This is a genomic window from Listeria monocytogenes ATCC 19117, assembly GCF_000307025.1.
Taxonomy (GTDB): Bacteria; Bacillota; Bacilli; order Lactobacillales; family Listeriaceae; genus Listeria; species Listeria monocytogenes_B.
The window spans coordinates 1,275,863-1,299,970 of record NC_018584.1 but is presented as its reverse complement, the minus strand read 5'-3'; the positions used below and the strand labels follow the sequence as shown (position 1 = coordinate 1,299,970).

Sequence of the window (24,108 nt, the reverse complement as noted above, 5' to 3'; positions counted from 1 at the left end):
TCCAGTCACACAAGTTCTACTTTCTTATTTTACCAAAGCAAACCAAAAAAAGCTCTCCCCGAATATTTTCAGAGAAAGCTTTTCTACTTTTTTTAGTTGTTTTTCAATTTTTCTAGTTCTACAAGGAATTTATCATTAAGTACACGGATAAATGTACCTTTCATTCCTAGTGAGCGAGAATCAATAACGCCTGCACTTTCTAATTTACGAAGTGCATTTACGATTACAGAACGTGTAATGCCGACACGGTCCGCGATTTTAGAGGCAACAAGAAGACCTTCTTTACCATTCAACTCATCGAAAATATGCTCAATAGCTTCTAACTCACTGTAAGAAAGAGAGCTAATCGCCATTTGCACAACGGCACGGCTACGAGCTTCTTCTTCAATTTCTTCTGCTTTTTCATGCAAGATTTCCATTCCAACAACTGTTCCACCATATTCCGCTAAAAGTAAATCATCATCAGTGAAATTGCTTTCTAAGCGAGATAGGATAAGTGTTCCAAGACGCTCACCACCACCTACGATAGGTACGATAGTTGTTAAACCTTTTGTGAATAATTCACTGTTTTCGATTGGAAAAGCAGTATATTGGCTTGATACTTCTAAGTTAGAAGAAGTTTCGCCTACATTGAAAAGGCTTTGCGTATATTCTTCTGGAAATTGGCGTTCTGTTAGCATTTGTTTCATACGATCATTTTCGATTGGAAGTGCTTCAGAATAGCCAAGTAATTTACCTTTACGGCTTACGATATATGTGTTTGCTTCAATGACGTCTGTAAGTGTATCTGCCATTTCTTTGAAGTTTACTGTTTTTCCTGCAGCATTTTGTAACATAGCATTAATTTTTCTTGTTTTTTCTAATAAAGTCATTATTAGATCCTCCTAGTATTTTATAAAATAAATTGTGTTAAATCTTTATTCTGCATAATTGGTGCAAGTTTTTCATTAACATAGTTTTCTGTTACTTTAATAGATTCCATATTGATTTCTGGTGCTTCAAATAGTAAATCTTCTAGTAATTTTTCTAAAATGGTATGAAGTCTTCTTGCTCCGATATTATCTGAATCTTGATTAACTTGGAATGCAATCTCGGCAATTCTTTCTACGGCTTCTTTGGTGAAAATCAAGTCAATTCCTTCTGTTTTCAGTAAAGCTTTGTATTGTTTAATTAGTGCATTGTCTGGTTCTGTTAAGATTTTGTAGAAATCTTCTTGAGTTAATTTATCCAGCTCAATTCTAATTGGGAACCGGCCTTGAAGCTCTGGAATTAAATCGCTTGGTTTAGACATATGGAAAGCCCCTGCTGCGATAAATAAAATGTACTCCGTGTTGACTGTACCATATTTAGTAGAAATTTGCGACCCCTCCACGATTGGAAGAATGTCTCTTTGGACGCCTTCCCGCGAAACTTGTGCATTTCCGCCGCCTTCTTTACTAGCAATTTTATCAATTTCATCGATAAAAATCATACCCATTTGTTCCGCACGATGAATGCCCTCTGCTGCAAGTTCATCTGCATCAATTAATTTTGATGCTTCATCTTCAAAAAGAATTTTCTTCGCTTCACGTACGGTTACTTTGCGTTTTTTCTTTTTCGCTGGGAACATGCCCGAAAGCGCATCCTGCATACCATTCATTTGGTCCATTCCAGCGCCGCGCATCATATCAAGCATTGGATTTTGCTGTTCTTTTACTTCTACTGTTACTATTTCATCATCAAGCTCGCCGTTTTGTAGACGCCATTCAATTTGGCTACGTTTATTCTTTAATTCTTGATCTACTTCTTCCTCAGGAGATTCATCTGGTTGATTCATGCCGCCGAAAAGCGCTTCTAACGGATTTTGCGATGTTGTTTGTTTTTTCTTTTGGCTTGGCGCTAAAAGTTTAATCAGACGTTTCTCTGCATTTTTTTCTGCTTTAACACGAACTAATTGCATTTTTTCTTCTTTTACTAAACGAACAGATACCTCCACTAAGTCACGAACCATTGATTCTACATCGCGACCGACATAGCCAACTTCCGTGAATTTAGTAGCCTCTACTTTGGAAAAAGGAGCACGAACAATTTTGGCAATTCGACGTGCTATTTCTGTTTTACCAACACCTGTTGGTCCAATCATCAGAATGTTTTTCGGAATAATTTCATCACGGATTGATTCATCCATTAGTTGTCTACGGTAACGATTTCTTAGTGCTACTGCAACTGATTTCTTCGCTCCGGTTTGTCCAATAATATATTGATCCAGTTTTTCAACAATTTGCTTTGGTGTCAACTGGTTCATTAACGTTATATTTGTCAAATTAACCACTCCTTCAAAGCTCTTCTACTGTAATATGATCATTTGTAAACACACAAATTTCAGAAGCGATTTCTAGCGCATGACGAGCGATATCCTTTGCTTCCATTTGACCACCATTATGTCTTTTAAGTGCTCGCCCAGCGGCTAGCGCATAATTACCTCCAGAACCGATAGCTAAAATACCATCGTCTGGTTCAATAACTTCTCCTGTCCCTGAAACTAAAAGTAGTGTATCTTTGTCCATCACGATTAGCATAGCTTCTAATTTTCTTAAAACACTGTCACTGCGCCATTGTTGAGCAAGTTCGACTGATGCTCTTTCTAAGTTACCATTATATTCATTCAATTTCGCTTCAAATTTTTCAAATAAAGTAAAAGCATCTGCGACTGAACCTGCAAATCCAGCAATTACTTTATCATGAAAAAGACGGCGAACTTTTTTGGCGGTATGTTTCATTACGACCGATTCACCAAGCGTCACTTGACCGTCTCCAGCCATCGCTGCTTTTCCGTCATGTTGAACCGCAAATATCGTTGTAGCGTGCAATTCCATTTCTTTAACCTCCTCCAAATTTAAGCCCTAGGATGATGTTTCATATAAGTAGACTTTAAATGCTCTTTTGTCACGTGCGTATAGATCTGGGTGGATGATAAGCTAGCGTGCCCAAGTAACTCTTGTACCGTCCGCATATCCGCCCCGTTATTAAGTAAGTCTGTTGCAAACGTGTGGCGTAACATATGCGGATGAATTTTCCGAGTTAATGAAGCTTTACTAATTATTTTCGACAAGCAATACCTAATGCCCCTGGTCGTCAAAGGATCACCGTAATGATTCACAAGTAAAGCATCATGTGACTTTTTATAGCGAGACATAAGATTGGCACGTTCTGGCAAATAATCTGTAATCGCATCTTCTGCATACACCCCGAATGGCACATATCGTTCTTTATTCCCTTTTCCGCGTATGAGGATGGCTTGATAAGATGTATCTAAGTCAGGCAACAGTATTCCAGCACATTCACTCACCCGAATTCCCGTACCATATAACACCTCTAAAAGCACTCTATCTCGCAATGTAAGCGTTTCATTATCTTCATAGACCACTTGAAACAAAGCTTCCATTTCTTCTGAATAGAAAAATTTGGGAAGCCTTAACTGATTTTTCGCATGTGATACGTAAGTAAACGGATTTTCGTTAATAACATTCTCTCTTAAAAGAAAAGTGTAAAAACTCCGTAAACTTGAAATTTTTCTAGCTACGGTTGTACGAGAAAAAGATTTTTGCTTTAATTCCGTCAAATAAATACGCACATCTAGAAAAGTAACTTGCTGATATGTGGTAATAGCTTGTTCATTTAAAAAGCGGCGAAAATCAAGTAAATCATTTTCATAAGCTGTACTAGTGTTCACTGAATAATTACGTTCTGAGTGAAGATAGTCAAAGAACTGTTGCTCTAACTTCCCCTCTTGTATCATACGTATACACCTCTCAAACACTATCATGTTAACATATCAATATCCACGTTGCAATAATTTTATACATTTTTCGCAACTTTTTGAATTAATCTGCATTTACAATCAATTTAAATAAAACACTTAACTTTTGTGAAAAAACCAACATTTATTAACAAAATCTGTCTAGACCATTTATCGGAAAGAAAAACTGTCTTTCCACCACTATCAACTCTCTTGAAATACCAAAGTAGCCATCGTGATGAAAAGAACAGCAAAGAATAGTCCTCAATTATTATAGTGTTTTTATAGTTCTTCTGCAACCCTTTTTATTGCATTTAGCGCTCTTTCAGCTAATTTTTCATTACGTTCTTGTTTTGCACGAATTTTTGTTTCAAGCTCTGGGAAGAGTCCAAAATTAACATTCATTGGTTGGAACGATTTTTTACTAGCACTCGTAATGTAATGGGCTAGACTACCAATCGCCGTTTCTGCCGGGAAAACCACTAGTTCTTTTTCCTCTACAAAATTGGCCGCATTAATCCCCGCCGCAAGTCCACTAGCCGCGGATTCAACATATCCCTCTACACCTGTCATTTGTCCAGCAAAGAACAAATCATTGCGTGTTTTCAGTTGGTAAGTTGGTTCAAGTACAGTTGGTGAGTTAATAAATGTGTTACGGTGCATTACACCATAACGTACAATTTCAGCATTTTCAAGTCCTGGAATCATTCCGAAAACACGTTTTTGCTCACCCCATTTAAGGTGCGTTTGGAAACCTACCATGTTGTAAAGTGTTCCCGCTGCATCATCTTGTCTAAGTTGCAACACAGCATAAGGTCTTTTTCCAGTTTTTGGATCTTCCAAACCAACGGGCTTTAATGGACCAAATAACATCGTTTTAATTCCGCGTTTTGCCATTACTTCGATTGGCATACATCCTTCGAAAAACACTTCTTTTTCAAATTCTTTTAAAGCAGCCGTTTCAGCCGTTACTAATGCTTCATAAAAAGCATTGAATTCTTCTTCTGACATCGGGCAGTTTAAGTAAGCAGCTTCTCCTTTATCATAGCGGGATTTCAAATAAACTTTATCCATATCAATGCTATCTTTTTCAATTATTGGTGCTGCTGCATCATAAAAGTAAAGATACTCTTCCCCTGTTAATTGTTTAATTTCATCAGCAAGCGCAGGACTTGTAAGTGGACCGGTCGCAATAATTGTTGGACCTTCTGGAATAGTAGTTACTTCTTCCGTATGCACTGTTACGAGTGGATGATTTTTCACCTTGTCTGTAATATAACCAGAAAATTCATGTCGATCAACCGCAAGTGCCCCTCCAGCTGGTACAGATGCTTTGTCAGCGGCTTCAATGATAATAGAATCAAGTATCCGCATTTCTTCTTTAATAACTCCTACAGCATTCGTTAGACCGTTAGCTCGCAAGGAATTCGTACATACTAGCTCTGCAAATTTATCTGTATGATGTGCCGGAGTTTGTTTTACCGGTCTCATTTCGTATAAATCCACCTTTACCCCACGTTTTACTAACTGCCATGCTGCTTCACTTCCTGCTAAACCTGCTCCAATTACATTAACACTCTTTTCCATTTGTCCGCCTCCTCGCGCAACAATGGCAACACAAGAACGATCCAAGTGTTGCCATTTTCCGATTATTGTTGGGTTGATTCTTTGTAATCACAATTTGTACATTGTACTTGTACACCTTTTTTCAATTTCTTCTCGACTAATGCTCGTTTCTCACATTTCGGACAAGCCCGTTCGACCGGTTTATCCCATGATACATAGTCACAATCTGGATAACGATCACAACCGTAAAAAATACGCTTTTTCTTACTTTTTCTTTCTATTACATGTCCTTTCTCACATTTCGGACACGTAACGCCGATTTCTTTCACGATTGCTTTCGTATTACGACAATCAGGAAATCTGCTACAAGCTAGGAACTTACCGTATTTACCCATTTTGTAAACCATTGGAGCTCCACAAAGATCACAGTCAATTCCGGCTGGTTCATCTTTAATCTCGATTTTTTCCATTTCTGCATCTGCTTTTATAACATTTGGTTCAAATCGTTTATAAAATTCATCAATGACTTTCACCCATTCGACTTCTCCGTGCTCTACTTCATCGAGCTCACTTTCCATATTGGCAGTGAATTTAACATCTAAAATTTCTGGGAAATATTCTTCAATCATTTCATTAACGATTTCACCTAATTCAGTTGGAATAAAGCGTTTATTCGTTAAAGAAACATAATTTCTGCGCTGAATTGTGTCGAGTGTCGGCGAATAAGTTGATGGTCGACCAATACCAATTTCTTCGAGCGTTTTTACTAATCTAGCTTCTGTGTAACGTGGAGGTGGCTGTGTGAAATGTTGTCGCTGTTCGAGTGATTCGGACTGTACCTTATCTCCTTTTTTCAAATCTGGTAAGATATTTTCTTTTTCTTCCGTATTATCATCGTTACTTTCTACATAGACTTTCATGAAGCCGTGGAATTTAATTTTAGAGCCATTTGCTCTGAAGTTCACGCCATTGTTGTCTAAGTCAACGCGCATTGTATCAAGAACTGCTGGCGTCATTTGGCTCGCGATAAATCTTTCCCAAATCAAACGATATAAGCGAAGTTGGTCCCGTGTTAAAAATTCTTTTACTTCTTGAGGACTTCTCATTGCACTTGTAGGTCTGATTGCTTCATGGGCATCTTGAGCACCTTTAGCATTTTTATCTGAACGTTTATGATTACGAGAAAATTCGGGTCCATAGGTTTCTTTAATGTAATTGCTTGCTTCTAGTATAGCGGAATCGGCAATACGAGTGGAGTCTGTACGCATATACGTAATTAAGCCGACTGTCCCTTGTTTACCAAGTGTAATTCCTTCATACAATTGTTGGGCAAGCATCATTGTTTTTCTTGTACGATAATTTAGTTTTCGAGCTGCTTCTTGTTGCAAACTTGAAGTAGTGAATGGTGCAGCTGGATTTCTAAGTCTTTCTTTTTTCGTTACATCTGTTACGTCAAATGATTTTCCTTTTATTGCAGACATTACTTCTTTTACATCATCTGCAGTGGAAAGCTTTTTCTTTTTACCATTTACACCATAAAAATTGGCTTGGAATTTTTTCTTCCCTTTAAGGAAGTTACCGTCAATTGTCCAGTATTCTTCAGGTTTGAAATTATTGATTTCTTTTTCTCTATCAATAATGATTCGAAGTGCGATAGACTGAACACGCCCCGCACTCAAACCTTTCTTCACTTTTTTCCATAGAATAGGGCTGATATTATATCCAACTAAACGGTCCAAAATTCTGCGTGCTTGTTGCGCATTGACTAAATCCATGTCAATTTTACGTGGTGTTTTGAAAGATTCTTTTACTGCTTCCTTCGTTATTTCGTTAAATACTACACGTAGTTTGTCTGATTGATCTAACTCTAGGCTATTGGCTAAGTGCCATGCAATTGCTTCTCCTTCGCGGTCTGGATCGGCTGCGAGATAGACTTTTTTCGCTTTTTTGGCTGCTTGTTTTAATTCTTTTAAAACAGGGCCTTTTCCGCGAATCGTAATATAACGAGGTTCGTAGTCATGCTCTGTGTCTACACCCATTTGACTCTTAGGTAAGTCACGAACATGTCCCATTGAGGCTTTCACTTTAAATTTCTTACCTAAATACTTTTCAATTGTTTTTGCTTTTGCAGGTGACTCTACAATCACTAAATAATCTGCCATATCTATTATATTCCTCCCTGATTTGGGTCAATACACGGGCTTTACTCGTTGTCTTAATCCTATTACAGTCTTAGCCTCGCGTTCAATAAGTTTTCAATGCTGATTGTTCACATAATTCAGTAGTAAATATTAGCCCTTCCTACTGGGTTTGTCAATGGCTTTTATGAAAAAGTCCATTTTTTGATGTTTTATATCAGCTTTCTTTAGCAAACTTATCTCAAAAAATCAGGAAATGCAAGTCAAATCACTTAAAAAAGATAATTTCAGTATATTTATGGCTTAATTTGAATAAATTCTTCTATTATATTGTTCGAATTCATAACTAACTTGGCACCTTCTTGAATTAAATAGTTCGTCCCCTGCCATGTATCAATAAAAATATTTCCTGGAACAGCAAAAACTTGTCTGTTTTGTTCTAAAGCTATATCAGCAGTAATCAACGAACCGCTTCTTTCGGCAGCTTCTATTATTACTGTTCCTATAGCCAAGCCGCTAATAATTCGATTTCTTTCTGGAAAATGCCATCTTTTCGCTTCTTCATCGGGTAAATACTCACTTAATAACAAACCTTCTTTGACAATTTCTTTCGCTAGAAGTTCATTTTTCTTTGGATAAACTTTGTTGACACCTGAACCTAGTACTGCAATCGTTGCACCTTGTTTATTTAAAGTGGCTCTATGGGCTGTAGAGTCGATTCCGATAGCCATCCCGCTAACTATAGTCAGCTTATTCTCAGCAAGTTCACTAGCAATTTTCATACAAGCTTTCCTACCATATTCACTCATCTGCCTTGTACCAACGATGGCAATTGCTTGTTGTTGTAATAAATCAATATTTCCTTTACAAAATAAAATTGGCGGCGCTTCATAAATTTCTCTTAAAAGCGCTGGATAGGCATCATCTAAAATCCATATTAAGGTAACATCATCAAAAAAGCACGCTTCTGCTGTCTCTAGCTCCATTAGAATCTGTGCGAGTTTATCCACAGGAAAGAAAGATTCTGCAAATGTTTGTGTTGTCATTTCATACTGGTCGAATTCTGTTAATTTTTGCCAAATGCTGGCTCTTTTTTTAGCAGAAATAGACTTACAAGAAGCAATTTTGAGCCATGTATGTCGTTGTTTAAAATCCATCTGTTGCACCTCCCTAATAGTTACTCCCAGTGTACAAACATTGAGCTTTTTTGTAAAATGACCAAAACCTATAAAACGGCATAAAAAAACGTATTTTCCATGTTGAAAATACGTTTTTCTCTATATGATTTAGTTATTTTAAACTATCAAAATGCAACTTTGCTTCTTTTACAGGCGCAAAACTTATACGATGGATAGGACATATACCAATTGTATCTAAACCAAGTAAATGTTTTTTTGTGCCGTAGCCCATATTGTTTGCAAAATCATACCCGGGATACTTTTCATCGTACATCTGCATTAATCTATCTCTTGTTACCTTTGCGATGATAGACGCTGCAGCAATCGAAATGCTTTTTGTATCCCCTTTGATAAGAGATAGTTCTGCCTCGGTATATCTTAGTGGCATTGCATCTATTAGAACAAAATCAGGTTCTGGTGTTAATTGATCTAACGCTTCACGCATAGCAAGTTTCGTTGCCTCATAAATATTTACTTGATCAATTACATCATGTTCTATAATCCCTACTCCGATAGCAATTGCTTCTTTTTTTATCGTTTCAAACAAAGCATCACGTTTTGCTTCACTCAATTGTTTAGAATCATTTATTCCGACAACAGAAAAATCAGCTGGTAAAATGACGGCTGCTGCTACAACTGGTCCTGCGAGAGGCCCACGTCCCACTTCATCCACTCCAGCGATATACTTGTATCCTTGTTGGAATAAATCTGTTTCATATTGTTTCATTTCTTCAAGCTTGTTCCGTAATTGCGCTTCTTTTTCCCATTTTCTCCTTGTAGTTTCCAGAAGTTTTTCTACACCTTTACGCTCATCTTGCATGCATTTCCGAAAAAAGGGATCATGTTCTGATGTGACTTGGTTTAGTTTTTCTCGGATAACGGATATGGAATCGCTCATTCGACTTCATCTTCCCAATTTGGGAAATCAAACGACATTCTCCCTAACTTTTGCTGACGAATTTCTCGAACTACCGTTTCGGCTGCGCGAGAATAATCTGGATCATTGTATCGATCTAGAAGCCCTCTTTTTTCAGCAATAAAAGCAAGTGTTTCGATAGGATCTTCAGAGACTGTCTCTACTTTCAGCCAGTTTTGAAGTCTGTCGGGATAATGTTTTTCTAAAAAGCGCAAACCGTAACCAGCGATTTCTTCCATTTGTAGTAAATCATCTTTAATTGCACCAGTAAGAGCTAATTTGTAGCCAATTTCTTGATCTTCAAATTTAGGCCAAAGAATCCCTGGTGTATCCAGAAGTTCTAATGTTTTTCCCACTTTAATCCATTGCTGTGCTTTAGTTACACCAGGTTTATTACCTGTCCGTGCAATATTTTTTTTCGCTAGTCGATTGATTAATGTTGATTTACCAACATTCGGAATACCTAAAATCATCGCACGAATTGCTCTTGGCTTCATACCTTTACTTCTTAAACGGTCGAATTTTTCAGCCATTAATTTTTCGGCGGCTTGTTCTATTTTGAATAGTCCTTTACCTTCTTGAGCATTCACAGCAACTGCTGGCAAGCCTTTCTCAGCAAAGTAGTCAATCCATTCTTTTGTTGTTTTTTCATCGGCAGTATCTGCTTTATTTAAAATAATCACTCGTCTTTTTTGGTGGATAATTTCTTCTAGCATGGGATTAGAGGAAGAGAGCGGGATACGCGCATCTACCAATTCAAAAATCACATCTACTAGTTTTAATTTTTCTGTTACCTCACGGCGAGCTTTGGCCATATGACCTGGAAACCACTGAATTGTCATTATATACTCCTAATCTATAAGTTTGGCATCTTCAATCGGCCAGTAACAAATCGGTGTTGTTCCTAACACCTTGCTAAATGGAATTGGCCCAATTATCCGACTGTCTTTGCTTGCTCTTCGATTGTCACCTAAAACAAAATAAGTATCTTTTGGAATTTTGCCACCATCTAGTTGATCTTTCGAACTGTAATCATCTGTTAAATAGCCATCTTTTAACTTTTCTTTGTAAGTATCCAAATATGGTTCATTATACTTTTTACCATTGATGTAAAGTTGGTCTTCTTTGTATTCTACTGTATCACCCGGCAAACCGATCACTCGCTTGATGTATTCTTTTCCATCTGATTCTCGGAAAACAATCACATCGAAACGATCTACATTTCCGAAGCGATTTATAATTACACGGTCATCGCTATGAAGTGTAGGCATCATTGATATCCCATCGACGAGAATAGGGACAAATAAATAAAAACGGATTATAACAGCTATTAACACTGCTAGAACAGCCGCCCAAATCCATGACCATAACCGTTTTAAATTCTTCTCCTTCAAAAAATCGCACCGCCCTATTTTATACTAACAGTCTTATTATAAACGAAAAAACGCTCATTTAATAGAGAAATCCGCGAAAAAGTATCTTCACGGACTTCACATTATTTTCCAAATTGTATCACTGTACCGTTTACCATGGAATCATCAATAAATCCGAAAACGCGACTATCTGAACTCCCGCCGCGATTATCTCCAAGTACAAATAGTTTCCCTTTCGGAACAGTACTTTCGCCTGTCATATCCTCCAGCGTATAATCCGCTATGTATGGTTTTTGCGTTGGATCTGGATTCCAAAGGGTTAATGTTCCTTCTGGCAAGTAATTTTCTACTTTTCGTTTTCCATTTAAATATAATTCACCGTTTTTAAATGCTATTTTATCTCCCGGCAAACCAATCACTCGCTTGATGAAATGCTCTCCTGAACCAATCATTGGAGGTTCATCAAACACGATAATGTCGAAACGATCAGGCTTGGAAATTTTTTCAATGAAAATTCTATCGCCATCTTGATATGTTGGAACCATAGATGTTCCTTCTACTTTTACTGGTGCAACTACAAAGTTACGAATCACAAGTGCAATTGCAAGCGCTGCAACGATAACTAGCACCCAGCTTAATAATTGGTGCGCCCCGCTTTTTTTCTTGGGCTTTTTGTCATATTGATCTGTCATCTATGTCTCCTCCTAGACTTCCTGTAGGGTCACATTAACGTTCTAAGGATTTTCCAAATGAAATTACTTTTCCAAGCACGGTATCCTGTGATATAAAGCCAATGTAGCGACTATCTTTACTTACTTGACGATTATCTCCTAAAACAAAAAGTTCTCCTTTAGGGACAGTGAGAGAGCCGTCAGAGTTTGGAATGTCTGCCATCGTAAAATTAGGATCGCCTTCTGCATCAGTGGTTAAATAACCGTTTTTTAGAGCTTCTTTTTCTGAATCTAAATAAGGTTCATCATATTTTTTTCCATTAATATAAAGTTGATCTTCTTTGTACTCCACTTTATCTCCTGGAAGGCCAATGACGCGTTTAATGTACTCTGCATTTTCCTCATCAGGCGCAGGAAATACAATAATGTCAAAACGCTTCGGATCTGATACCTTGTTAATAAATAAATGTTCCCCATCATGAAGTGTTGGGTCCATTGATTTCCCATTAACAGTAACTGGAGAAATTAAAAAATAGCGAATACCAAAAGCAAGTATAAGCGCGATGAGAATTATTTTTATCCATCCAAATGCCCCAGAAAAAAATTTGTTTTCACTTTTCATGTCTTTTTATCCTCTCCAATTAATATTAATAAAGTATAGCACGAAACAAGTCAGATATTACAGTAAAACAAGCTGGTTTGATAGAAAAAATGCGCGCCAATTACGACGCGCATTCTAATCATGCAGATGTTTTAATTGGAATAATAGAACCATCTTCTAATTGCAGTTGCGGTTCTTCTTCACCACGAGCTGCTTTTTCAGTAATTATACACTTCGTAATGTCATCACGAGAAGGAATTTCGAACATCACTTCAAGCATAATCTGTTCGATAATCGAACGAAGACCACGCGCTCCGGTTTTGCGTTCAATCGCTTCTTTCGCAATTTCAATTAGAGCAGTTGGTTCGAATTCAAGTTCTACATCATCAAGCTCTAACATACGTTTGTATTGTTTTACTAAAGCATTCTTCGGTTCTGTCAAAATGGAAACAAGCGCAGCTTCATCTAATTGTTCAAGCGTTGCTATAACCGGTAAACGGCCGATAAATTCAGGAATTAAACCGAATTTCAGTAAATCTTCTGGAACAACGCGAGATAAATAAGTTTCATCATCTTTTAGTTTCGCATTATCTGTGCCAAAGCCAATGACTTTTTCACCCATTCGATTTTTAACGATTTGTTCGATTCCATCAAAAGCTCCACCAACGATAAATAGAATATTTCCTGTATCAATTTGAATTAACTCTTGATGAGGATGTTTTCTACCGCCTTGAGGAGGAACGCTTGCGACAGTACCTTCCAAAATTTTCAGTAGCGCTTGTTGTACGCCTTCACCGGAAACGTCTCTAGTAATAGATGGGTTTTCGGATTTGCGAGCAACTTTGTCAATTTCGTCAATATAGATAATACCTTTTTCGGCCTTTTCCACATCGTAATCTGCTGATTGAATCAGTTTAAGAAGAATATTTTCTACATCTTCCCCAACGTAACCAGCTTCTGTAAGTGAAGTCGCATCTGCAATAGCAAATGGAACATTGAGAATTCGCGCTAATGTTTGAGCAAGAAGTGTTTTACCACTACCAGTTGGACCAATTAGACAAATGTTACTTTTCGAAAGTTCTACTTCATCTTCTTTCGTTTCATTGGAATTAATACGTTTGTAGTGATTGTAAACTGCTACAGCAAGTGCTTTTTTAGCACGTTCTTGACCAATAACATAGTCACTTAATATATGACGGATTTCTTGAGGTTTTGGTACTTCACCAAAATCAACAAATTCAGAAATACCTAGCTCTTCTTCAATAATTTCATTACAAAGCTCGATACATTCATCACAAATATAAACACCTGGACCGGCCACTAATTTACGTACTTGATCTTGAGTCTTTCCGCAAAAGGAGCATTTAAGTTGGCCTTTTTCGTCGTTAAATTTAAACAAAATATTTCACCCCTTCGCATAGGTATGTTGCTTATAGGCGATTTTTTCATCTCCTATGTGTGTTAATAATATCATTTGTTTATTAGAAATGCCAATCATCTGTATTCATATTTCTACATTCAGAAGGACACGAGTATAACTCATGCCCCCCATTTTTTAATGAAATTATTAAATCAGTCGTAGCTTATTTTTCCACTGCACTATCTAATAAAACGTCGATAGCTTTGCGGATTTTAAGATCAGATTTAAGTTCGCTCATATCGCCAAGTGCAGCACGAACTGCGTCTTTTTCCATACCATATTTTTCAGCTAATGTAGAAATTTCTTCGTCAATAGCTTCTTCCGTTGGCTCAATGTTTTCAGCTTCCGCAATTGCTTCAAGCACTAAGTTCATTTTCACGCGTTTTTCAGCGTCTTTTTCCATTTGTGCGTGCATAGCTTCTTCTGTTTGGCCAGTGAATTGGTAATATAATTCAGGAGTTAGACCTTGTGCTTGTAAATCTTGTGCAAAGTGATTCATTAAATGATCAGCTTCATGGTGAACCATTGCGTGTGGAATGTCCACTTCTGCATTTTCAACAGCTTTCGCAATAACTTCTTCTTGTTTAGCTTGAGCAACAGATTCTTCTTTTGCTTCTTGTAAACGTTTAGAGATTTTTTCTTTTAATTCATCTAAAGTTTCTACTTCTTCGTCGATGTCTTTTGCAAGCTCATCGTCAAGAGCTGGAACTTCTTTTGTTTTGATTTCGTGTAATTTCACTTTGAAAACTACAGGTTGTCCAGCTAAATCTTCCGCATGATATTCTTCCGGGAAAGTTAGCTCGATATCCGCTTCGTCGCCAGCTTTTAAGCCAACTAATTTTTCTTCAAAACCAGGAATGAATTGTCCGCTTCCAAGTTCTAGAGAATGATTTTCAGCTTGTCCACCTTCGAAAGCTACGCCGTCTTTAAATCCTTCAAAATCAAGGATAACAGTGTCACCGTTTTCAGCTGGTGCATCTTCTTTAACAACTAATTCAGCTTGACGCTCTTGTAATTGTTTTAATTCCGCTTCTAATTCTTCTGTTGTAAGTTCTGTTTCACGTTTTTCTACTTCAAGACCTTTGTAATCTCCAAGTTTCACTTCAGGTTTTACAGTAACTTCTGCTGTTAAAACCCAAGTTTCGCCTTTTTCCATAGACTCAATGTTTACTTGAGGAGTATCCACTGGATCAATACCAGCTTCGTCAATTGCTGCAGAATATACTTCTGGAAGCAAGATATCAAGCGCATCTTGGAAAAGAGCTTCTTCACCAAAACGTTGATTGAAAATTTGACGTGGAACTTTCCCTTTACGGAAGCCAGGCACATTAAGAGTTTTACGCACTTTTACGAAAGCTCTATCTAAACCTTCTTTTACTTTTTCTTGTTCAATTTCAAAAGTAAGTTTTCCAACATTACCTTCTTGTTTTTCCCATTTTACTGACATGGTATAATTCCCTCCATCATCTATTTAGTTCAATTTAATTACTCTCATGACAAGTTTCAGCCATACTCACTAATAATAACACAGATATCCCTGACTTGAAAACAAGAAATATCATTATATAAAATAATTTTGCTGCCTAATTTCTAACTCTTCAATAATGGAAATAGCTTCTTCTACTGCTAAGTGATTCACATCATCCGAAATAACACAATAATTACCGTACATTGCATTCGCCCATTTATAGTATGCGTTTATCCAAACATCTACTTCTTGAGGCTCTAATTCAAATGGATAAAGCATAAATAGATGTTGCTGAATAATACCAATCACTTGCTCTAAAAGACTTGGATTACTATGTTCGAGCATCTCAGCGAGTCCAGCAAAAATAGCTTCCGCAAATTTGTTATCAGCAAGCATTGGCACAAGACTTGGATTAAAAATACCGTGCTTATCTATTTTTTGAACTGTAATATCTTCATTTATTTCTTTTTCTTGCATTAATTCGAAAATCATCGACTGAACAAACGGGGAAAAACTATCATCCGCTAGAAAAGCTTTAAAAGCTGGCAAAAATGAATCTATTTCTAAGAAACGAGCTTCTTGTAAAAACTCCAATTGTTCCGTCGTATGCCAAGACGCAAATTCACGAATGTCTCTTCTTGGGACAAACTGTTTGGGAAAAGGAATAACATTGTCAGCTATTTCTTCCGTTGCTTCTTTTTTTTCTTCTTCCATATAATGCCTAACTAATGTGAAGTACGTATCCATATTATCTTCTTTCATAAATGTTACAGATAGCTCTCCAAGAATTTCCTTATCATAGCCATTCATCGTCAAAAAGTTTTGTCCAATTTCTTGCGCTTTCTTCGTTTTATCTGTCTGATTATAAAATTGAATTAATCTATGTACAATTTCCTCGTTGCAAGGCTCTTGATGATACGCATTCTCCAAATAATGTAGCGTACTCATTTTTTCTTCTTCGGACAACGAGGTAATCCCTTTTTCCAGAAATTTTTTAACACTCATTGGAAAAAAAGCACCACTTCCACTCATCGTTTTATCTCCTTTTAGTTGAAAAAGCTTTATTTATACTAACTGGATTTACCCTTATTGTTAAAAATCTAACCATTTCTAGCAAAAATGTTGATTTGGTTTGATTCATTCTACTTGTATAGTCTGGTTCTGTCAAGAGGCTTTTATGGTGTTTTATCACGAAAAACTGTCTAGATTAAACTTCATTTTTTATCAAATTTTTATTTCAAAAAAATTAGACCTCGATTTTTACACCGAGGTCTTACGGGCGTTTAAACTTTTTTATTCACCGAATTCTTCCAAAACTTCTTGATAGACCTCCTGATAAATTTCTTCAATGCTATCTGTTTCTTCCGTTGTTTGCCCTCCATCTAAGAACAATTCTTCTTCAGGTAATTCTTCCACTGGGAATTTACTTATAACTGCATTTGATAGTATATAATTTTCACCATCTGGATTTTTTTCTAAGAAAAGTGTATATTCTTCTCCCTTTTCCATATTTTTATAACCATCAATAGTTAAATCATATTCTTTCCCTTCTACCAAAACATTTTCTACGCTATACTCCAACACTTTAATAGTCATACTCTCGCTCAATTTTCCTGTTGTATCTTTCTCGATAGAATTTATTTGCACATCGCTCATCGTATAAAAATCGGTTGGAAATACATTTTCTTTTGTTTCTTTTGTTACAGTTGTTTTTTCAGATTTTTTGGTTGCTTTAATGATAATTGGGGCATCTTTTTCAAGGGTATCCATATTTTCAGCAAGTTTGAGGTATTTTCCGTGATAAGAGACCACCCCATTGTGCGCCTTTATTGTTTCTGCTCCGTTTTGAGCTGTTGCTGGTTCTTCTGATGTTTTTTCTTTCACATTTTCACTATTAGAACAAGCAGTTAATGTACTAAGACATACTAAACCTAGAATCATTGTTATTCTTTTCTTCATTGTCATTCCTCCTTTTTACTTATATAAAGCTTTGATGCCATTAAAATCGTCTGTTTGAGGTTTTGTTTTATTTATAAATCCTTTGTCTAACATAATTGCATTTTTAGTTTTCACGTGCCCTAAGCCAAAGCCATGACCAAACTCATGCACAATAGTTTCTATTTTATGATTCGTTGAAAGTGAACGAAAGCCTTTATACAAAGTGATCTCATTCTTGGAGATTAATTTATTTGATTTGTAGTAAGTGGTGTTGCAGACCGCCAAAACACTCCCCTTATTTGTACCCGAACTACTAACCGTAAAGTTAGGCTTGACATCATTTCCTATGCTAACCGTATTTAAGTAAGGAGAAGGATTCCAAGCTTTCGCACCGCTTATAATAATATTTTTAAACCCTTTCGCCGAACCGTTAATATAAATTTTAAAATTTTTTGCACTAGCCTTTGTCATCACATATCCAAGTTTTGTATATGCGCTTGCATTAGTTGGCGCTAATAACGCAACTAACACCGTAAAAACAAGAAACACTGCTAACGTTTTTTTCCTCATGATGTTTACTCCTTCGCTCAAATTCCACACATTTTGTGTGCGTTTATTTTAAATTAAATCCATACATAATTTGTTAAAAAGATATTCTTTTCATCTTACATCTTTCCCCCGTGTCTAGTCTAGTTATTCATAAAAGAATTTCAAATCGCACATTAAAATTTCACTAAGAATAACAGCATTTTTGTGTGATAGTCTAACAGTTCCTTTTTCAATGTTACTGTATCCTGATGTGTACCTATAGCCCATCCGTCGCGCAATGAAAGCTTGGGTGATTCCTCGCTGCAACCGTAATTCTCGAATTTTTGTTGTATTAATTCTTCTGGTGTCTACTGTTTTCATGTCATCTTCTCCTTATCTACACAATTTGAGTTGTTAATACAATTCTAACAACACAATACGACTATGTCAATCAGAAAATAATACGTTATGTGTTAAAATGTAGCTAAACTGAGTAAGATATTGTATAATCAAACAAAAAGGAGTGAAATTATGCCAAATTTAAGTAACAGACTTACTTTATTACGGGAAAAACAAGGTTGGTCAAAAGCAGAAACAGCTAGAAGGCTTGGTTTAAAAGCACCTTCCACTTATGGCAATTGGGAATATGGTATTCGGGAACCAGATTTAGAAATGGTGACTCAAATTGCAACACTTTATGATGTTAGTGTCGATTATTTACTTGGCCAACAAAGCATCCCAACCTATGCTCCTAGTGAACTCCAAAATGAGAAAGATATTGGGAAAAGAATAACTAAAATTAGTGAAGATTTAAAATATGAGGATGATTTAAATTTAGATGGACAACCGCTAAATGAGTCCGCAGCAGCTTTTTTAGCTGATTCGATTAATTTTCTTTATGAACAAGCGAAGAAAATAAACGATTAGTTCCTTTGCTCGTTTAACTTTTAGCGTTTTTGGGAATAATTAATAGAGTCAAAATAAAAAGCTAAAGGGGGAGTTTCATTTGTCAGAATGGTACTTCAAAAAGAACGAACAGAAAATGGGGCCTTTTACAAATGTAGAGATGATTGCTCTATATAGAAAGAAAGAGATTAATAATCTTACATTGGTCCAAAAATCCCCTCATCCAGAGTGGATTGCATTTAAGCAAACAGAATTATATCAACATATTGGAAACCACGGGAATTCAGAATTAAAAATTAGCAACCTTTTCTCTGCTGTTTTCAAAAAGCACTCTAAAGAAGAAGGCGAAAAAGTCTTTATTGCTGGTACTAAGTATACTACTCCAGCAATAAGTGATATCCCTCATTCTTGGCCACATCCTTGGGTATTCTCCCGAGTTTTCTTAGTGTTAATCGTCACGTATTTTTTACTTCTAGCATGTACATATTTGTTTGATAACAGTAATACAATACCGGGCCTTATGGTAATTGGTTCATTTGCAGTTCCGTTTTCTGTTTTATTATTCTTTTTCGAAACGAATGCACCTCGTAACATCAGCGTTTTTGATGTAGTGCGAATGTTCTTTATCGGTGGTGTAGCAGCGCTTGTTGCAACACTTGTTATTTACTCCATTATTCCAGTTGGAAAATTAAATTATTTTAATGCACTTTTGGTTGGTTTTATTGAAGAAACTGGGAAAATGATTATTGTTGCTCTCTTCATTCGTTCATTAAACTCGAAGTACATTTTAAATGGTTTACTTATCGGTGCCGCTGTTGGGGCTGGATTTGCTGCATTTGAATCACTTGGGTACGCGTTTAACTATAGTGTGGATGCTGCCTTTTTATTCAAAGATATTCATATTGCCGGTGAAACGATGCTCAATGTTATCTTTAGCCGTGGTTGGCAGTCTATCGGCGGCCATGTTGCCTGGGCTGCTATTACTGGTGCCGCACTTGTTATCGCTAAAGGTGATCAAAAACTTGGAATGCACCACATTTTCACAGGAACTTTCTGGAAATGGTTTATTATTCCGATTGCTTTACATTTCATTTGGGATTGCCCGTTCAATCCGCTTCCAGCAATTGCATTCAAACAAATTGTTTTAATCATTGTTGTTTGGTTCGTTATCTTACGACTTATTAGTAAAGGTTTGAAACAAGTTTCAGTCATTTCTGCCGCGAGTAAAGCAGCTAAATAAAAAATAAGTCCTAAGAAAATTTCTTAGGACTTATTTTTATACTCAAAATTAAAAATCTGAAGCTCATAAACTTGATTCTAATATGGACATATCTGCATTTTCATGTAAAATAGAAGTATTATCTTATTAGCAGAGGGGTCATAGAAATGCGCGAATCTTTAAAAAATAGTAAGAGATTAGTCATCAAAGTTGGTACAAGTACATTAATGTATGGAAATGGCCATATAAATTTACGTACCATTGAGAAATTAGCGATGGTTTTATCTGATTTACGTAACGAAGGAAAAGAAGTCATTCTTGTTTCTTCTGGGGCAATCGGCGTTGGTTGTCATAAATTACAGCTTCCAGTAAGACCTACAAGTATCCCTGACCTACAAGCTGTCGCGTCGGTTGGTCAAAGTGAACTAATGCATATTTATAGTAAATTTTTTGGTGAATATGGACAAGTGGTTGGACAGGTGTTGCTTACACGTGATGTAACTGACTTCCCTATTAGCCGCGAAAATGTTATGAATACTTTAGACAGTTTATTAAGCCGTGGTATTATCCCTATCGTAAATGAAAATGATACCGTTGCTGTAGAAGAACTGGAGCATGTAACGAAATACGGGGATAATGATCTTCTTTCAGCCATTGTCGCTAAACTGGTTCAAGCTGATTTGCTTATTATGCTTTCTGATATTGACGGCTTTTATGGTAGTAACCCTGCAACAGATCCAGAGGCTGTTATGTTCTCTGAAATCAACCAAATCACTCCAGAAATTGAAGCCCTTGCTGGAGGACGCGGTTCTAAATTTGGGACTGGTGGTATGTTGACCAAGCTTTCTGCTGCTTCTTATTGTATGGATTCTAACCAAAAAATGATTTTAACAAACGGTAAAAACCCTACCGTCATTTTTAATATTATGCAAGGTGAACAAATTGGTACTTTATTCGCAAGTAAAAAGGAGGAACTTTCACATGACCGAACTCATTAAAAAAGGGAGTGGCGCTAAAGAAGCTTCCCAATTTTTAGCACAAGCAACAACAAAACACAAAAACGCAGCACTGCTTAATTTAAGTAATGATTTGCTTATCCATACGGCTACACTTTTGCAAGAAAATGAAAAGGACATTCTTCGCGCTAAGCAAAAAGGAACACCTGAAACGATGATTGATCGTCTTCGTCTTACAGAAGAAAGAATCAAAGAGATATCGGAAGCGGTTAAACAAGTGGTCGCGTTAAAAGATCCAATCGGTGAAGTAACAAATATGTGGAAAAATGAAGCCGAGTTAACTATTGGTAAAACAAGAGTTCCACTTGGTGTTATTGGTATTATTTATGAATCTAGGCCCAATGTAACTGTCGATGCTTCTGTTCTTTGTTTTAAAACTGGAAATGCGGTGATTTTGCGAGGTGGTAGTGATGCTATTGATTCCAATAAAGCCTTAATGTCCGTTATTCAGGATTCCCTTGAGGCATCTGGTTTCCCTCGTTCTAGTGTCCAATTAATTGAAGATACATCACGAGAAACTGCTAGAGACATGATGCGGTTAAATCGCTTTTTAGATGTTCTCATTCCTCGTGGGGGCGCAAGGTTAATTCAAACAGTTCTTGAAAATGCAACTGTTCCAGTCATCGAAACAGGTACTGGTAATTGTCATATTTACGTAGATAAAGCAGCAGAGAAACAAATGGCTATAGATATTTTAGTTAATGCTAAGTGTTCGCGCCCTTCTGTATGCAATGCTGCAGAAACTTTGCTCATTCATCGAGATGTCGCCGAAGATTATCTTCCAGCGATGGAAACTGCGCTAAAAGAATATGATGTCGAACTACGTGCGGATGAACGTGCGAAGGAAATTTTACAAGAGGCAAAAGCAGCGAAAGAGTCCGACTGGGAAGATGAATTTTTAGATTTTATCCTAGCTGTTAAAGTAGTCGATTCCGCTGAAGAGGCTATTGAACATATTAATAAATATGGCACCAAGCACTCAGAAGCAATTATTTCTAATGATTACGCGACTGGTCAAGCATTCCATCAAAAAGTAGACGCAGCAGCCGTTTATATCAATGCTTCTACTCGATTCACTGATGGTTTTGCCATGGGATTTGGCGCTGAAATTGGCATTAGTACACAAAAACTTCATGCACGTGGACCAATGGGCTTAACAGAACTTACATCGACTAAATATATTATTTTTGGAGACGGTCAAATCCGTAATTAAAAAGAAGGTAGCCTATGATTTTAGGCTACCTTCTTTTTTCATCCAACCAATCAATTACATCTTGAAAAACAGTTTCTTTACATAATTCATTCACCAGTTCATGACGAGCACCTTCATAAATTTTATAAGTAACATCCTCTACCCCAGCTTTTTCTAAGGATAAAGCAATTTTAGGTGTGTCTTTTCCGAAATGCCCTACCGGATCATCACTTCCAGAAAGCAACAACACTGGCAAATCCTTTGGCACACTTTCCAATGTTTCTTTTTGTTGACTTACCTTTACGGCTTCAAAAAGGTTATGGAAAAAACCACTTGTTCCAACTACTGGACCGCAAAATGGATCTTGTTCATAGGCTTCATAAATCGCAACATCCCGCGAAAGCCAACTAAAACGATGATTTTCATTAAATGGTTTATTATAACCCCAAAATGCTAATTTATTTAGAAAACCACTTCTTTTTCTATCATCTTTTTTCACTCTTTGTTTTGTAATCATTTGGCCCATTTTTAAAAGAGCTATCGGTTGAAGTCCGCTACCGCTGAGAATTACTCCATCAACTTGGTGTTTTGCCATAAAGGTTCGTATAATAAAACTTCCCATGCTGTGCGCAAAAATGAAGTAAGGTAATTCAGGATAGCTTTCTTTTAAATAAGTTCTTACTACCGCCTCATCTTCTACCATATTTTGAAAACCAGTTTCTCCATCTAAATGACCTAAAGATGCCTCATCTATGGCTGATTTCCCAAAACCACGGTGATCATCGGCTACGACAATATATCCAGCCTGATTCAAACGTTCCGCAAACAAGCCGTATCTTGCCCCGTGTTCTGCCATCCCATGAACAATTTGAACTACACCAACTGGATTTTTCACTTCATCCCAAATATGTAAATGCAAATCGAGTCCATCTGTAGCTTTTAATTTCATTTGTTTGTACATCTGTCTCCCTCCCATTTCATCTTATTATTAGTATACCACCTGATAGTTATTTTCACTATTTCACAGACTTTTTTTAGGACTTTTGTATAACTAGTTAAAAAGTTACAGTTCCAACTATTCATTTCTATATTGAAGATTGTTCACATAATCACAATATGTTATAATAGTCCCATAAGGAGATGACACACATGGATAACTGTTTAGCGCAATTACAAATGTATGATTATTTACTCAAAAAATACCGTAACAAAGAGGTTTTCCCTGATACGAGAATGATTGTCGAGATCGACGGCAAACTTTGGACTGGTGATTTTCTTCAACTGGACGATTGCCATATCATCGAAATTGATTGGGAAGATACTCGGTTCACGCGTATCGAACGTACGAAAGATGCTATCAATGATGAATTTAACGAAAAAGTTACGAACTCTAATGTAAACGTAAGTGAAAATCGTATCGATTCCAAAATTGGTAGTTTAAAAAACATTGAAATATTGTATCAAGAAATTGGCAATTTTGTTCGCCAAGTAGAAAGTTCTACTACAACATTAAAACCGTTACTCTATAACGCTTATTGTTTAGATACACGGGTTAAATTACCATTCTTAGATATCAGTAAAAAAGAGATTACCTTAGTATCTTTAACTAATTAAATAAAATCCCGCGAAACGTAAAAATTTCGTGGGATTTTTTATGTTGTCTGTTCCAAATGTATAATATTTTTACTTGAAAGATTTGCTAGCTCTGTTTCGAGAAATGTTGGTAAAATGGTGATATTTTTCAACTTGTCTATATCGAACCATTTAAAATGCAGTTTATATGCCTCTTCCCCGTATTGACCAAATTCTTCTATTTTTGTAAATGTAGGTTGATTAAGTAAACTGCTCTCTGGTAACAGTTTAACCGCATAATAAAACTCAATACTATCTATTTCTTCGCCGCGATATAAAAAGCGATTTTCCGCAATAATGCTCAATTCTAAAATAGCCACATCTTCCCCGAGTTCTTCTTTCATTTCACGTTTTAATCCTTCTTTTGTTGATTCATTTTCCACTGCACCGCCCGGAAGTGTCCAGTAATCTTCTTCTTGGTTTGAGTGGAGCAAAATTTTGTTTTGATGCGTGATAATTGCTGCAGTTCTAACGTGTTTCATGGCCACTCCTCCTTCTTTTTTATTTTAGCACAAATAAAGTGGTTGCGCTTTCAAATTATTTATAGTATAGTAATGGCGAACAACTT

General features: G+C 36.6%; 25 protein-coding genes. 5 read left to right on the top strand and 20 right to left on the bottom strand.

The window, feature by feature from the left end:
* Nucleotides 1–92: 92 nt before the first annotated feature.
* The 18 genes from codY to LMOATCC19117_RS06405 all read right to left on the bottom strand — a co-directional run bounded on the left by codY (nt 93) and on the right by LMOATCC19117_RS06405 (nt 17,956).
* On the bottom strand, nt 93–872 hold the full coding sequence (gene codY / locus LMOATCC19117_RS06490) for a GTP-sensing pleiotropic transcriptional regulator CodY (RefSeq protein WP_003726695.1): 780 nt from the start codon (nt 870–872) through the stop codon (nt 93–95).
* 20 nt (nt 873–892) lie between these two features.
* Nucleotides 893–2,302: an ATP-dependent protease ATPase subunit HslU gene (gene hslU, locus LMOATCC19117_RS06485; protein ID WP_003727514.1), complete on the bottom strand. Its 1,410-nt coding sequence runs from the start codon at nt 2,300–2,302 to the stop codon at nt 893–895.
* Between the two features lie 13 nt (nt 2,303–2,315).
* Nucleotides 2,316–2,855: an ATP-dependent protease subunit HslV gene (gene hslV, locus LMOATCC19117_RS06480; protein WP_003724001.1), complete on the bottom strand. Its 540-nt coding sequence runs from the start codon at nt 2,853–2,855 to the stop codon at nt 2,316–2,318.
* A 20-nt stretch (nt 2,856–2,875) separates the two neighbouring features.
* Nucleotides 2,876–3,778: a tyrosine recombinase XerC gene (gene xerC, locus LMOATCC19117_RS06475; protein WP_003731303.1), complete on the bottom strand. Its 903-nt coding sequence runs from the start codon at nt 3,776–3,778 to the stop codon at nt 2,876–2,878.
* 282 nt (nt 3,779–4,060) lie between these two features.
* Complete coding sequence (trmFO, locus tag LMOATCC19117_RS06470; protein WP_003727516.1) at nt 4,061–5,365, bottom strand: FADH(2)-oxidizing methylenetetrahydrofolate--tRNA-(uracil(54)-C(5))-methyltransferase TrmFO; 1,305 nt, start codon at nt 5,363–5,365, stop codon at nt 4,061–4,063.
* Between the two features lie 62 nt (nt 5,366–5,427).
* A complete protein-coding gene (gene topA, locus LMOATCC19117_RS06465) occupies nt 5,428–7,506 on the bottom strand; it encodes a type I DNA topoisomerase (RefSeq protein ID WP_003727517.1) in 2,079 nt (692 codons plus the stop codon).
* Nucleotides 7,507–7,778: 272 nt separating this feature from the next.
* Complete coding sequence (gene dprA / locus LMOATCC19117_RS06460) at nt 7,779–8,639, bottom strand: DNA-processing protein DprA (RefSeq protein ID WP_003727518.1); 861 nt, start codon at nt 8,637–8,639, stop codon at nt 7,779–7,781.
* Nucleotides 8,640–8,772: 133 nt separating this feature from the next.
* A complete protein-coding gene (locus tag LMOATCC19117_RS06455) occupies nt 8,773–9,558 on the bottom strand; it encodes a ribonuclease HII (RefSeq protein ID WP_003727519.1) in 786 nt (261 codons plus the stop codon).
* The gene (gene ylqF / locus LMOATCC19117_RS06450; protein ID WP_003726396.1) at nt 9,555–10,418 is read right to left on the bottom strand and encodes a ribosome biogenesis GTPase YlqF; all 864 of its coding nucleotides are present in this window, start codon (nt 10,416–10,418) and stop codon (nt 9,555–9,557) included. Before ylqF ends, LMOATCC19117_RS06455 begins: the two co-directional genes overlap by 4 nt.
* A gap of 9 nt (nt 10,419–10,427) precedes the next feature.
* Complete coding sequence (gene sipZ / locus LMOATCC19117_RS06445) at nt 10,428–10,970, bottom strand: type I signal peptidase SipZ (protein ID WP_003727520.1); 543 nt, start codon at nt 10,968–10,970, stop codon at nt 10,428–10,430.
* Nucleotides 10,971–11,071: 101 nt separating this feature from the next.
* Nucleotides 11,072–11,641: a type I signal peptidase SipY gene (gene sipY / locus LMOATCC19117_RS06440; protein ID WP_003726394.1), complete on the bottom strand. Its 570-nt coding sequence runs from the start codon at nt 11,639–11,641 to the stop codon at nt 11,072–11,074.
* Between the two features lie 34 nt (nt 11,642–11,675).
* Entirely contained in the window at nt 11,676–12,242 is a 567-nt protein-coding gene (sipX, locus tag LMOATCC19117_RS06435; RefSeq protein ID WP_003726393.1) for a type I signal peptidase SipX, read from the bottom strand.
* Between the two features lie 118 nt (nt 12,243–12,360).
* On the bottom strand, nt 12,361–13,620 hold the full coding sequence (clpX, locus tag LMOATCC19117_RS06430) for an ATP-dependent protease ATP-binding subunit ClpX (RefSeq protein WP_003723886.1): 1,260 nt from the start codon (nt 13,618–13,620) through the stop codon (nt 12,361–12,363).
* 184 nt (nt 13,621–13,804) lie between these two features.
* The gene (tig, locus tag LMOATCC19117_RS06425; protein WP_003723884.1) at nt 13,805–15,088 is read right to left on the bottom strand and encodes a trigger factor; all 1,284 of its coding nucleotides are present in this window, start codon (nt 15,086–15,088) and stop codon (nt 13,805–13,807) included.
* A gap of 114 nt (nt 15,089–15,202) precedes the next feature.
* The gene (locus tag LMOATCC19117_RS06420; RefSeq protein ID WP_003727521.1) at nt 15,203–16,141 is read right to left on the bottom strand and encodes a hypothetical protein; all 939 of its coding nucleotides are present in this window, start codon (nt 16,139–16,141) and stop codon (nt 15,203–15,205) included.
* Nucleotides 16,142–16,402: 261 nt separating this feature from the next.
* Nucleotides 16,403–17,068, bottom strand: coding sequence for a hypothetical protein (locus LMOATCC19117_RS06415; RefSeq protein WP_003731300.1), 666 nt, complete (start codon nt 17,066–17,068; stop codon nt 16,403–16,405).
* A gap of 15 nt (nt 17,069–17,083) precedes the next feature.
* Nucleotides 17,084–17,617: a matrixin family metalloprotease gene (locus LMOATCC19117_RS06410; RefSeq protein WP_003727523.1), complete on the bottom strand. Its 534-nt coding sequence runs from the start codon at nt 17,615–17,617 to the stop codon at nt 17,084–17,086.
* 123 nt (nt 17,618–17,740) lie between these two features.
* Nucleotides 17,741–17,956, bottom strand: coding sequence for a helix-turn-helix domain-containing protein (locus LMOATCC19117_RS06405; RefSeq protein ID WP_003727524.1), 216 nt, complete (start codon nt 17,954–17,956; stop codon nt 17,741–17,743).
* A 150-nt stretch (nt 17,957–18,106) separates the two neighbouring features.
* On the opposite strand from LMOATCC19117_RS06405, the gene LMOATCC19117_RS06400 reads away from it, so the two are divergent.
* The 4 genes from LMOATCC19117_RS06400 (at nt 18,107) to LMOATCC19117_RS06385 (ending at nt 21,929) form a co-directional block, all read left to right on the top strand.
* The gene (locus LMOATCC19117_RS06400; RefSeq protein ID WP_003723563.1) at nt 18,107–18,502 is read left to right on the top strand and encodes a helix-turn-helix domain-containing protein; all 396 of its coding nucleotides are present in this window, start codon (nt 18,107–18,109) and stop codon (nt 18,500–18,502) included.
* A gap of 79 nt (nt 18,503–18,581) precedes the next feature.
* Entirely contained in the window at nt 18,582–19,721 is a 1,140-nt protein-coding gene (locus tag LMOATCC19117_RS06395) for a PrsW family glutamic-type intramembrane protease (protein ID WP_003734523.1), read from the top strand.
* A gap of 146 nt (nt 19,722–19,867) precedes the next feature.
* Nucleotides 19,868–20,698: a glutamate 5-kinase gene (proB, locus tag LMOATCC19117_RS06390; protein WP_003734524.1), complete on the top strand. Its 831-nt coding sequence runs from the start codon at nt 19,868–19,870 to the stop codon at nt 20,696–20,698.
* A complete protein-coding gene (locus LMOATCC19117_RS06385) occupies nt 20,682–21,929 on the top strand; it encodes a glutamate-5-semialdehyde dehydrogenase (RefSeq protein ID WP_003734525.1) in 1,248 nt (415 codons plus the stop codon). The genes proB and LMOATCC19117_RS06385 overlap by 17 nt, the downstream gene beginning before the upstream one ends.
* A gap of 25 nt (nt 21,930–21,954) precedes the next feature.
* Here the strand turns inward: LMOATCC19117_RS06385 and LMOATCC19117_RS06380 are convergent, their stop codons facing one another.
* Nucleotides 21,955–22,869: an alpha/beta hydrolase gene (locus tag LMOATCC19117_RS06380; protein ID WP_003734526.1), complete on the bottom strand. Its 915-nt coding sequence runs from the start codon at nt 22,867–22,869 to the stop codon at nt 21,955–21,957.
* Between the two features lie 188 nt (nt 22,870–23,057).
* Between LMOATCC19117_RS06380 and LMOATCC19117_RS06375 the strand changes: the two genes are divergently transcribed.
* Complete coding sequence (locus tag LMOATCC19117_RS06375) at nt 23,058–23,522, top strand: hypothetical protein (protein ID WP_003726717.1); 465 nt, start codon at nt 23,058–23,060, stop codon at nt 23,520–23,522.
* A gap of 38 nt (nt 23,523–23,560) precedes the next feature.
* Here the strand turns inward: LMOATCC19117_RS06375 and LMOATCC19117_RS06370 are convergent, their stop codons facing one another.
* Complete coding sequence (locus tag LMOATCC19117_RS06370) at nt 23,561–24,022, bottom strand: NUDIX hydrolase (RefSeq protein WP_003726723.1); 462 nt, start codon at nt 24,020–24,022, stop codon at nt 23,561–23,563.
* Between the last annotated feature and the right edge of the window lie 86 nt (nt 24,023–24,108).